The following is an 11988-nucleotide window of genomic DNA, read 5'->3' on the forward strand; positions in this document are numbered from 1 at the left end:
CCCAAACACAATTAAAAAAACCCCCCCCTGTAACAAAACCCCCCCAACAACAGGGGGGGCCCCCCGCCGCCCCCGCGGCGGGGCCACCCCCTTGTCTCGTGTTCTTCCCGGCGGGAGGTCCTCCGGGGAGGTCTTACGGGACCTCGACCCAGACGCCCTCGGACGGCGTGCCCTTGTCGTCGGTCACGAAGAGCATGTACCAGCCGGACGGCACGAGGGATCGGTTCTTCGGCACGCTGACTTTGAACCCGTCCGCCGTCTTCTCCATCTCCAGCGCGATGGAACGCTGGTCGACGTCGGTCACATGCGTGACCGCGCTCGGCCGCATCAGCTTCGCCGTCCTGATCTTCGCCGCCTGTGCGCTCTTGAAGGTGCCGGACGCCCCGCGTTTGATGCTCTTGGGGCCGCCGCTGATCGCCGGGCGCGAGTCCCGGTAGAGGTACGGCGGGGTGTAGATCTCGATCCGCTGCTCGAAGACGCCGGGCTTGGTGTTGGCGGCGTCGGCGAAGAGGGAGTCGGAGCCGAAGATCATCAACCGGCCGTCGGGCAGCAGCACCGAGCCGGAGTGGTAGTTGCGTCCCACCTGCGGGTCCGCCACACGCGTGTACGCGCCGGTCTTCGGGTTGTACGTACGCGCCTCGAGGACGTTGGAACCGCCCCGCCCGCGGTAGTCCTCGGAGCCGCCGGTGACCAGCACGGTGTCGTCCGGCAGCAGCGAGGCGCTCGGGTAGCGGGTGCCCTTGTCGAGAGTGGCGCCGTCCGTGAAGCGGGGCTGGTCCTTCTTGAGGTCGACGAGCCGGGAGTTCTTGCTCGACTTCTCGGACTCGCCGACTCCGCCGCCCCCGATGACCATGAACTTCTGGTCCTGGGCGGGCGGCAGCATGACCGTCGCGGAGGTCTCCAGCTTGTCCGGGTCGCTCATGCCCGGGATCTTCTCGAACGAGTTGTCGTCCAGGTCCCAGACACCCGGCTCGCGGCCCACGTCGGCAGGTCCGTAACCGGCGTTGGAACCGGAGTAGAAGAGCTTCCCGTTGTCCATCAGGAAGATCGCCGGGTACGTCGGGAAGCGCCGCTCGAAACCGGTGTACTTCCACTTCTTGGTCTTCGGGTCGTAGATCTCGTCCTTGCCGGGCACGATCTGCCCGATCTCGTCGAGGCCCGAGAGGGACAGCACCTTGCCGTCCTTGAGCGTGGTCAGCGTCGGGTACCAGCGGGCCTCGTTCATCGGGTCGACCTTGATGTACTTCTCGGCGACCGGATCGAACTCGTAGGCCTCCCTGATGCCCTGGAAGTCCTTCTTGTCGAGGGCGAGCTTCTGCGCGATGCCGTAGACGTTGCGGGTGTCGGAGCCGGTGAGCCCGTGCACCCGGAAGTTGTCCTCGGTGCCCGTCTCGTGCGACTTGCCGGACTCCTCGGCCTCCACGTAGATACGGCCGAGCCCCGCCTCAGTGCGCTGGAACTCGCCCGTCACCGGGTCGAAGACCTTCTTCGCCCGCTGGACCAGCACCGGGTCCCTGGACACGAAGGTCTTGCCGTTGGACTTGCCGGTGAACTTGGTCCCGGCCGGCAGCGTGATCGGCTTGTCCGGGTCCTCGTTGTGGACGATCATCAGGCCGCCGGCCTTGGTGACATCGCCCTTGAGCTTCTCGTACCGCTTGGTGCCCCCCGCGACCAGGAGCTTTCCGTCGGGCAGCTGGGTGTGCCCGGAGCAGAACATGTCCTTGGGGGTGGGGATCTTCTTGAAGGTGTTCGTCTCCGGGTCCCACAGCACCGACTCGAACTTCTTCGCGTCGAAGTTCTTCTGGTTGTTGCCGGACCCGGCGATCAGCAGGACCTTGCCGGTGTGGAGCAGGGCGGCGTGGATCGAGTTGATCCGGTACTCGGAGGGGACGTCCAGGTAGTCCCAGTGGCCGTTGGCGGCCTTGTACTCAGGCTTGTTGATCTTGTACTCGTGGTACTCCGCCGAGCCGTACCGGTAGAGCGCCGGACCGTTGAACCCGGCGACCACGGCCACCACCGCCACGCCGATGAATATCCGCCGGGCCCGGTTCTTACGGTAGTTCGGCCGGACGGGAAGGGTGCTCATTTCTTACGTCCCCCAAGGGCGATCTGCATGGTCTGGTCGGGGGCCCGGTCGGGCCGCTCCTGCGACTCCGGCGACTCGCCGCCGGGCTCGGGCGCCGTGCCCGCCGCGGCGCCGCCGCGGCGGTTCTTCCGCCTTCTGCGGTTCTTCTTCTCCTGACGCATCTGGTGCCGCCAGGCGAAGATGGGCGACGCCGTGATCAGCAGGGCCAGCGAAGCCCAGGTGATCATCGCGGGGTGGTCATGGCCGAGGAAGAACGACGAGGCCAGCGAACCGCCGAAGACCAGGATGAAGAACAGGTGGATCCGGAAAGTGCCGAAGAGGGTGTCCGGGCTGGACGAGTCGCCCTTGGGGGTCACGACGAACTTGCTCTTGCGGCGCAGCACGGCGTCCATCAGGGAGCGTGCGTAGATCGGCGCGGACAGTGCGGACATCACCATGCCGGCGAGACCGCCTGAGCCCTCGGGCTCGTGCGGTGAGACGTTGTGGCGGCGGTTCCAGATGTAGAGGCCGATCTGGAGCGCCGAGGCGTTGCCGTACAGCATCATCCAGATCACCGGGTCGATCTGCACACCCGAGGCGCCCATGCCCAGGAACAGGGCGCAGCTGAGCGCGGCCAGGATCCAGTTGAGGGCCGACATCGGATAGAAGATGATCATCATCGTGTAGTTGAAGAGCTTGCCGGCCGGCAGTGACCCGAAGCCCCTCCAGTACTGCTTGAGGATCGTCTCGTAGGTGCCGCGGGACCAGCGCAGCTGCTGGGTGAAGAAGTCGGTCCAGGCGGACGGGCCCTCGCCGACGGCCAGTACGTCCGGGGTGTAGACCGAGCGCCACTTGTTGCCGCTCTCGGGGTTGCTGGCGCGGTGCATCTCGAAGCCCGTCGCCATGTCCTCGGTGATCGAGTCGTACAGTCCGCCGATCTGCTTGAGCGCCCTGATGCGCACGGCGTTGGAGGTGCCGACGAACATGGGGGCGCCGTAGCGGTTGCCCGCGCGCTGGATCAGGGCGTGGAACAGGAACTGCTGGGACTCGGCCGCCTTGGTGACGAAGGTGTCGTAGTTGCCGTAGACCTGGGGCCCGATCACGAAGCCGACGTCCGGGTCGCGGAAGTAGCCGAGCATCCGCTCCAAGTAGTTCGGCAGCGGGACGTGGTCGGTGTCGACCGAGGCGAAGAAGTCGTAGTTGTCGCCGTGGGCTTCCAGCCAGGCGTTGTAGTTGCCGTGCTTCGTCTTGGCCCGGTGGGCGCCGGTGGGCTGGTTCCACTTGGCTATGCCCTTGCGGGAGAAGTGGTGCACACCGAGGCGCTCGCAGACCTTCTTGACCTCGGGGTCGTTGCCCTCGTCGAGCAGCCAGACGTGCATCAGGCCGCGGTGGCGGATCCTGACTGCCGCCTCGAGGGTCTTCGTCACCATCTCCAGAGGTTCCTTGCCCGGAACGAAGGAGGTGAGGAACGCGACCCGGGTGCCGGACTCCGGCACGACGGGGATCGGGTCACGTGCGACCAAGGTCGCATGCGCGTTCGACAGCACGTTCATGGTGCGGAAGAGCTCGATCAGGCCGATCGAGACCAGCATCACGACATCGAGCCACAGCAGCAGGTCGTTCTTGAGGTTGGGATCCCGCTCGGTCCAGTGCTGAGGCTGCATCAGCCAGATGAACAGTCCGAGCGAGACCAGTGGCGCGGCCCCGAGGAGCAGCGCGGCGCGTATCCGGTGGGGCTCCTGTGAGATCAGTGAGCGGTACTGCACCCGGTACGGCCGCGACGGGTCCGGCTGGGTGAGGGGACCGGCGAGCCGGCTGTAGTGCTCGTAGTCGTACCGCGGCAGCGCCTTCTTGGGGCGCTGCCGGGCTCCGGCCGTTCGGAGCTGCGGGGGAACCCGAAGCTGCGTGGTCCGGGAAGGGTCGTTGTCCTGCTGCCGGGCGCCGTTCGGCGTCGACGTCATGAGTTATCCCCCCGCACGCCTAACTGGCTGCGTGATCGTTCGCTGGTGCGGCGCCCGGACCTCGGTTCCCCTAAACCAGATGTTCCGGACGCGTCAATGGTCAGGCCGTGGCCTCGTACGCCTCGTAGACATGAGAAGGCGGCCCTCCGGTTGCATGATGCCCGGCACGGGCACCGCATCGCGAACGGGGTCCCCTTACCCACGGTTGCGGTGCAACCCGGGCATCCCTCCGCAAACCGCCCCCAACTAGTCGACCCAGTGGTCCTATTGGAGTCACTGGTTCCACACAGGTTGTACGACCAACGCCTTGATCGCAAGGCGGCCTCGGTGAGCGGTCTGTAAGCGGTATGTGTAGCCGGTTGTACTCGTACTTGTGTACGCGGAAACGCCGGAGCCCCTCGCCGATGGCGAGGGGCTCCGGTATCGCGTGCGCCGCCAGGGACTCGAACCCCGGACCCGCTGATTAAGAGTCAGCTGCTCTAACCAACTGAGCTAGCGGCGCCTGCTGACCTGGAGAACTCTACCTGACGTCCGGGTGCGCTCCGACCATTTGCCCGGCTGCCCCGGGTGCCTGAGGTTCTCGGATGTTCTCGGACGTTTTCGGCCTGTCGGATGGTCGTTTTTTCCCTTTGGTCCGTCAGAATGCGAACGCATCAGGGACGTATCAGGAAAATTACGACAGTGCGAGGGGCACCGTAATGACCGTTCCGGCCTTCGAGGAGTACGAGCCCGTGGCTGACTGCGGCTGCGCCGGATGCGCGCAGCAGCGGCGCGTACCGGCCCGCGCGCACCCCCCACGGGCACGCGCGGGAGGTGCGCGTACGGCGCACGGAGCCCGTTGCGCGCTGCTCCTTGCCACGGCGGCGGGGGTGGTGCTGTACGGAGGCGGGGGAGCGGGAGCCCTGACCGTGACCGCCTGGCCGTCGGCGAAGCGGCCCGCGCAGCTCAGGGACCCCGAACCGGAGACCCCGCAGGGCGGCCAGGGGCCGCTGCACGGGGGCCCGGCGCCCGGCTCCGTGGGAGCCCAGGCGCCGGTGCTGCGCCTGACGACCCGGGCGGACATCATCAACCGGGCCAAGCGCTGGGTGGACGCGAAGGTGCCGTACTCGATGACCGACTTCTGGTCGGACGGCTACCGCCAGGACTGCTCGGGCTATGTCTCGATGGCCTGGAACCTGCCGGGCAACGAGTGGACCGGGAGCCTGGCGCAGTTCGGTGTCCGGCTGGACCGCGAAGCGCTGCAACCGGGCGACATCCTGCTGTTCCACAACACGGCCGACCCGAACAAGGGCTCGCACGTCACGATCTTCGGCGGCTGGACCGACTACACGCACACCCACTACATCGCCTACGAACAAGCCAGGCCGCACACCCGCAAGCAGGCCACCCCCATGGCCTACTGGAGCGACTCCGCCTCCTATGTGGCGTACCGCTACAAGGGCGTCATCGGCGCGAGCGCCGCTTCCCGCCCCCGCAAACCCTCCCTGGGCGCCGTCGCCCCCTACCCCGGTGCCGCGCTCTTCGGGCCGGGCGCCGGGGGCGAGCACATCGCCGAACTCGGCAGGCTGCTGAGGGAGCGCGGCGCAGAGGCGCTTCTCGGCCAGGCTCCAGGGGCGCGCTGGAGCGAGGCGTACCGGCAGGCGACGCTGGCCTTCCAGCGGGCCCAGGGCTGGGCCGGTGGCCAGGCGGACGGGGTGCCGGGGCCGGGGACCTGGAGCCTTCTGGCGAGCGGCAGGGGCAAGGACATCCCGCAGCGCGGTGCCGGCGAGGCCACGCGCGCCGGTGCCGGTGCCGAGACGAGTGGCGACGCCGCGGCAGGCACCAGCGCGCCGCAGACAGCGGGCTCGCCGCAGGGCACAGGCGGCGGGGGAACTTCGCAGAGCGGCGTCAGCGAGGGCAGCGCCGCGACCGCGCCGGTGCCGGCCGGTGCCGGTCGTGCCGCTCCGCCGGACGGTGCGGCGAGCCGGGCTGCGCCGCAGGGCAGTGACGGCCGGCCCCCGCAGGGCGTTGCCGAGGGCGGTGCTGCTCAAGCCACTCCGCCGGACGGTGCGGCGAGCCGGGCTGCGCCGCAGGGCGGTGCGGGCCGGGGGTCTTTGCCGGGCGGCGGCGGTCAGGCGGCCGCGCCGGGCGGCGCTGCCGGAAGTGACCCCGGGATCGGGAGGCCGCAGGGCGGTGCCGGTCGGGCTGTCCCGGACGGCGGCGAAGCGCACCCGGCCGCCCCGCAGACCCGCCCCGGCCAAGCGGCCCCTCCCCAACGCGCCGTACAGGCCGCGCGGGCGCCGGTGTATCCGGGCTCGTCGAGCTTCCGGCCCGGCCGGGCCAACTCACACGTCGAGGAGCTCCGCCGTCGGCTGGCGCAGCGGGGCTTCGGCGAACTCGACACATCGGCGGGGCCCGGTCGGCAGTGGACCGAGGCGGACCGTCGCAACGTCCGGGCGTTCCAGCGCGCACAGGGCTGGCGCGACGGCGCGGCGGACGGCTACCCCGGCCCCGAGACCTGGCTGCGGCTCTTCTCCTGAGCCGCCGCCCCAGACCACGCCAATCCCGAGGAGCGGCCCCGGTGACCACCATGACCCCATACCCCGAAGACCCCGCGGCTCCGCTGCCGCCACGACTTCCCCGTCTGTCCGCACTCTCCGTACCCGCCCGGGCCGAAATCCCGGGTGCCCCGGCCGTGGAAACGCCGACAGCCCGGCACCGGGCCCTGTCCGGTTCCGCAGGGACCGTGGAAGGACTGTCGCCGCAACTGCCTGACGCGGTCTCGGGTGATGGCCTTGCCGGTGCCGTGGATGTACGCCACCCGGGAGGGGGACACCTCCCGCAGGGCTCTTCCGGGGCCGGTGGTGCGGCGGAGGCGGCCGCCCCCGCCGTCGCTGCCGGGATGCTGTCCGGCCCGCCGGACACACTGCCCGGCAGCCGTGCGGAAGGCGTCCGGCGCCCGGACGAGGCCGGGTCCGTCGCGGCGCTCCAGGAGGCCGGAGCCCACGCCGGAACCCACAGCGAGATCCACTCCGGGCCCGGCACTCCCATGCCGACGGAAGCCGAGACCCAGGCCGGCGGCGGCAGGGAGAACGACACCGGCACCGAAACCCGTGCCGGCACCGAAACAGGATCCGGTGACCGGCTGACGAGCCGGATCGGGGCCGAGACCAATGGGCGGCTACCGCTCCGGCCGCTCTTCCGGGACGACGACACCACCAGCGCCAAGCCGGTCCGTTCCGACGACGACGACGGCGGGCCCGACACCGTGGCCATGCCCGCCGTGTTGCCCGCGGGCCGCATGGCCGAGGCGGGCGGTGTGGTGTCCGTGCAGCCCCAGTCGCGTCCCCGGCCCGCGCCGCCCGTGGACCCGAGGCTGCGCGAGCGTCCGGGGCCTGTGCTGCCGGGCTGGATCAGCCTGTTCATCGGCTGCGGTGTGCTCGCCGTGGCGGCGAACGTGCTCTACCGGGCGGGTGCCTGCCCCGACCGGCTGGCCGCCCTCTTCGGGCTGAGCGCGCACCCGTACCGGGGCATCGGCATGGGTGAGTGGATGGTGCTGGGCATCTGTCTGCTCGTCGCCGCGTTCACGCTCGGCGGCCTCGGTCGCGGCCGTGCGGGCCATGCCTGGGTCCTCACGCTCTTCGGCGAGTACCGCGGGAGCGTGCGCCGTTGCGGGCTGATGTGGGTGAGTCCGCTGCTGCTGCGCCGCCGGGTGGATGTGCGGCTGCGGCACTGGCGCAGTGAGCCGATGCATGTGGTGGACGCGGGCGGCACCCCGCTCCAGGCCGTGGTCCTGGTGGTCTGGCGGGTCGAGGACACGGCGCGCGCGACGCTGTCCCTGGCGGACCACGAGAGCTATCTCAGGGAGCAGGTCGAGTCGGCGATGGCCCGGGTGTTCTCCCGGCTCCCCGCTGAGATCGCGCCGGTCATCGGCGCCCAGGGCGCCGCACCGGACGGCCGCACGCCCACGCTGCGCCACGCCGAAGCCGTCGGCGACACGCTCACGAAGGCCCTCGTGGCGGAGTGCGCCCCGGTCGGTATCGAGATCTTCTCGGCGCAGCCGACACGGGTCGAGTACGCGCCCGAGGTCGCCGCCGCCATGCGCCGCCGCCAGGCCGCGGCGATCGAGGCCGAGCACCGGGACGCGCTGATGTCGTCGGTGGTGGACGCGGTCGACGAGACGGTGCGGCGGCTCACCGTACGTGGGCTCGTGGAACTGGACGACTACGAGCGCAAGGCTCTGGTGCGGGACCTGACCGTGGCCTTCTACACGGGGCGCCCGGGCAGTACGGACGGGCTGTGAGAAGGCCGGAATCGGTCTTGCTGATTGGTCTGGACATGTCCAACCACCGTCAATAGTCTGGGACTTGGTCTAGACCTGAACATGCACGACCGCGCGGCGCGGCTCGAAGAACACCCCCACGTTCTCCAGGAGCGACAGCATGCGGAAGCGAATAGGCGCGGCCCTGGTCGGGCTCGCGGTGGCGGGCGGCACGGTGCTCGCCACCGGCAGCGCCGCCAGTCACGGCTACACCGACACCCCCATCAGCCGCCAGAAACTCTGCGCCAACGGCACGGTGGCGAACTGCGGCGAGATCCAGTGGGAGCCCCAGAGCGTCGAGGGCCCCAAGGACTTCCCCTCATTGGGTCCGGCCGACGGGACGATCTGCGCGGGCGGCAACAGCCGCTTCGCACAGCTCGACGACCCGCGCGGCGGGTCATGGCCGGCGACCCGGGTCCCGTCGGGGCAGGACTACACCTTCCGGTGGCGGTTCACCGCCCCGCACGCCACCGCCGACTTCCGGTACTACATCACCAGGAACGGCTGGAACTCCGGCCAGCCGCTGACCAGGGCCTCTCTCGACCCGGCGCCCTTCCTGACCGTCCCGTACCACGGTCAGCGCCCACCGGCGACGGTCAGCCACACGGGTCGGCTGCCGGCCAAGTCCGGCCGCCATCTGATCCTGGCGGTATGGACGATCAGTGACACCCCGAACGCCTTCTACGCCTGCTCGGACGTTCAATTCTGACGATGTGTCAGCTACCGTACGGCGCCATGGTGAGCCCCCGTGGCACCGGAAGCGGTGCGACCGTCGCGGACCTCGTAGCGCGCCAGTGGGGCGACCACCGCGTGGGACTGAGACACGGCGACCTCGTGCTCACCCACCACCAGGTCGCCTCCGGCGCCGCCGCGCGCGCCGCACTGCTGGCGGATCTGCTGCCCCGGGGCGCCGAACCGCACCTCGGGATCCTGCTCGACAACACTCCGGAGTTCCCCCTCTGGATCAGCGCGGCGGCCCTCGCAGGGGCCGCCGTCGCGGGCATCAACCCGACCCGCCGGGGCGCCGAACTGGCCCGCGACATCCTGCACACCGACTGCAGGGTGCTGGTCACCGAACGCGCCCATCTGCCTCTGCTGGACGGTCTCGACCTTCCCGGCGTACGGATACTGGTGACGGACACCGACGCCTGTGCCGCGCTCCTCGCCCCGTACGAGGGAGCGAAACCGGGCGACACGGCGATCCGTGCGGTGGGGCCGGGGAGCCGGCTGCTGCTCTACTTCACCTCCGGGTCGACCGGTGCGCCCAAGGCGGCCATATGCAGCCAGGGGCGGCTCGCCGCGGCGGGCGCCTCGCTCGTACGGCACTTCGCCGTGCGCCCCGATGACGTCCACTACATCTGCATGCCGATGTTCCACGGCAACGCGGTGATCGCCAACTGGGCCCCGGCACTCGCGGCCGGTGCCTCCATCGCGCTGCGGCGGCGCTTCTCCGCCTCCGGCTTCCTGCCGGACGTCAGGGCCTACGGCGCCACGTACTTCACGTACGTCGGACGGGCCGTCCACTATCTGCTGGCCGTGCCCGAAGGGGACGACGACCGCGACCACCGGTTGCGGACCGGCTTCGGCACGGAGGCGGGGGCGGTGGACGCGGCCCGTTTCGAGCGTCGCTTCGGGGTCCGGCTCACCGAGGGCTACGGCTCGTCCGAGGGTGGCGCCGCCATCCAGCGCACCCCCGGCACTCCGCCCGGGGCCATCGGGCGGGCCGCGCCCGGGGGCGACCTCGCGGTGGTCGACCCCGCGACGGGGGAGGAGTGCGAGCCCGCGCGGCTGTCCCCGGGCGGTCGTCTGCTCAACGGCGACCAGGCGATAGGCGAACTGGTCAACCGCGGGCCCAACCCCTTCGAGGGCTACTGGCGGAACCCCGAGGCCGAGGCGGCACGGGTCCGGCAGGGCTGGTACTGGACCGGGGACCTCTTCTTCCGCGACACCGACGGCTTCCTGTACTTCGCGGGCCGCGCCGACGACCGGCTCAGGGTGGACGGGGAGAACCTCGCCGCGGCGATGATCGAGAGCATCCTCTGCCGCTGGGACGCCGCGTCGGGGGCCGCGGTCTATGCGGTGCCCGACCCCGTATCCGGCGACCAGGTCATGGCCGCCGTGGCTCTGCGTCCCGGCGCCGCCTTCGACCCGGTGGCCTTCGGCGCCTTCCTCGCCGCCCAGCCCGACCTGGGCACCAAGATGGCCCCGCGTTTCGTCCGTGTCCTGTCCCGGCTCCCGGTCACGGCGACCAACAAGATCCACCGCGTGGCGCTGCGGCGCGAGTCGTTCCGCTGCCCGGAGCCGGTGTGGTGGCGCCCGGCAGGTGAGCTGCACCACCGCCCGCTGACGGGCGAGGACATCCGGGCTCTGCTGGGTGCCTACGAGGAGCACCACCGCGCCTGGCTTCTCTGACCTGCCCCGGGTCCGACCCGCCCAGGGGCAGGGGTGGGGACGGCCACCGGCTCGGGAAACGCTGTGGCCCCTCGTACGGATACGAGGGGCCACAGTGAAAGGTGCGCCGCCAGGGACTCGAACCCCGGACCCGCTGATTAAGAGTCAGCTGCTCTAACCAACTGAGCTAGCGGCGCGGGTTTGCCGTTCTCGCCGCACTCGGCGGCTGACGACGGAAGTAATACTACCTGGTCCGCAGGGGTGCTCCGCACCACCGCGGACCACCGCCCGGGCCTCTCAGAGAGTCAGGGACGGCACCACCGGCGCCGCCCGGCGGTTCAGCGTGTCCGCCGCCGCGCGCAGGCGGTGCGCATGCTCGATCGGGAGCGAGAGCGCCAGGCAGCCCACCGCGGATCCGGCCGTCAGCGGCACCGCTGCGCAGACCGTGCCCACCGCGTACTCCTGGAGGTCCAGCACCGGGACCGTGGGCGGCTGTGCATCCAGCTTGGAGAACAGCAACTTCTCATTGGTGATCGTGCGGGAGGTCAGCCGGGCGATCTTGTGGCGTGAGAGATGGTCGCGGCGGCCGTTCTGGTCGAGCTGGGTGAGCAGGCACTTGCCCACCGCGCTGGCGTGGGCGGCGGAGCGGAAGTCCACGTACTCGTTGACCTTCGGGGTGCGGGGGCCGTCCGCGTACTGCGTGATCCGGACCTCGCCGTCGATGTACCGGCTGATGTAGACGGCAGCGCCGACGGAGTCGCGCAGCTCGGTGAGTGTCTCCTGGAGCTTGCGCTCCAGGGCTTCCTGGCGTGTGGTGCCCGAGCCGAGCAGGACGAGAGAGTCACCTATGACATAGGCCCCGTCGCCGACCTGCTCCACATAGCCCTCGCGGCGCAACATCAACAGCATGGGCGCCAGATGCCCGGTGGGCAGCCCCGTCTCGCGCGCGATCTGCGCATCGGTGACCCCGCCGCCGTGCCTGGAGATGGTCTCCAGCACGCGCAGGGCATATTGGACCGAGTGGAACGGCGCGGTCGGCTCCGGCTTCAGCGCCACGGTTTCCCCCTACCAGGTTGTGACCGCATGCTTCTCTACCACGATAGCCGCCAAGAACCGGTGGTGGGGCGGCTGTTGGCGAGAATTGTCGTGGGGGCCCCCGGTGGTGGGGCGGCGGGCCCGCCCGCGGCATGTAACAAGAACCAAAAAAAGCAGAAAATTGTGCGGCGGACGGTCCCCCCCCAGCACAAGAGGGGGAGCGAGGGGAGCGGATG

General features: G+C 70.3%; 7 protein-coding genes and 2 tRNA genes. 4 read left to right on the forward strand and 5 right to left on the reverse strand.

Translation table 11 applies throughout. The features are described from left to right. Window positions 1–133: 133 nt before the first annotated feature. The 3 genes from ACFV6V_RS15355 to ACFV6V_RS15365 all read right to left on the reverse strand — a co-directional run bounded on the left by ACFV6V_RS15355 (window position 134) and on the right by ACFV6V_RS15365 (window position 4528). Window positions 134–2086, reverse strand: coding sequence for a galactose oxidase-like domain-containing protein (locus ACFV6V_RS15355; RefSeq protein ID WP_385564457.1), 1953 nt, complete (start codon window positions 2084–2086; stop codon window positions 134–136). Further along, entirely contained in the window at window positions 2083–4026 is a 1944-nt protein-coding gene (locus ACFV6V_RS15360; RefSeq protein WP_385564460.1) for a glycosyltransferase family 2 protein, read from the reverse strand. The genes ACFV6V_RS15355 and ACFV6V_RS15360 overlap by 4 nt, the downstream gene beginning before the upstream one ends. A gap of 428 nt (window positions 4027–4454) precedes the next feature. After that, window positions 4455–4528, reverse strand: a tRNA-Lys gene (locus ACFV6V_RS15365). A 196-nt stretch (window positions 4529–4724) separates the two neighbouring features. Here ACFV6V_RS15365 and ACFV6V_RS15370 point away from each other — a divergent pair. The 4 genes from ACFV6V_RS15370 (at window position 4725) to ACFV6V_RS15385 (ending at window position 10738) form a co-directional block, all read left to right on the forward strand. Further along, on the forward strand, window positions 4725–6545 hold the full coding sequence (locus tag ACFV6V_RS15370) for a peptidoglycan-binding protein (protein ID WP_385564463.1): 1821 nt from the start codon (window positions 4725–4727) through the stop codon (window positions 6543–6545). Between the two features lie 50 nt (window positions 6546–6595). Next, window positions 6596–8308, forward strand: coding sequence for an SPFH domain-containing protein (locus ACFV6V_RS15375; RefSeq protein ID WP_385564550.1), 1713 nt, complete (start codon window positions 6596–6598; stop codon window positions 8306–8308). Between the two features lie 139 nt (window positions 8309–8447). Then, window positions 8448–9035: a lytic polysaccharide monooxygenase gene (locus ACFV6V_RS15380; protein ID WP_385564466.1), complete on the forward strand. Its 588-nt coding sequence runs from the start codon at window positions 8448–8450 to the stop codon at window positions 9033–9035. A gap of 26 nt (window positions 9036–9061) precedes the next feature. Then, on the forward strand, window positions 9062–10738 hold the full coding sequence (locus tag ACFV6V_RS15385; protein WP_385564469.1) for an AMP-binding protein: 1677 nt from the start codon (window positions 9062–9064) through the stop codon (window positions 10736–10738). Between the two features lie 102 nt (window positions 10739–10840). Here ACFV6V_RS15385 and ACFV6V_RS15390 read toward each other — a convergent pair. Together ACFV6V_RS15390 and ACFV6V_RS15395 are read right to left on the reverse strand one after the other, a co-directional pair. Beyond that, window positions 10841–10914, reverse strand: a tRNA-Lys gene (locus tag ACFV6V_RS15390). A gap of 100 nt (window positions 10915–11014) precedes the next feature. Next, entirely contained in the window at window positions 11015–11773 is a 759-nt protein-coding gene (locus tag ACFV6V_RS15395) for an IclR family transcriptional regulator (RefSeq protein ID WP_385564472.1), read from the reverse strand. Window positions 11774–11988 lie beyond the last annotated feature (215 nt).

This window comes from Streptomyces sp. NPDC059828, from assembly GCF_042731955.1.
Taxonomy (GTDB): domain Bacteria; phylum Actinomycetota; class Actinomycetes; order Streptomycetales; family Streptomycetaceae; genus Streptomyces.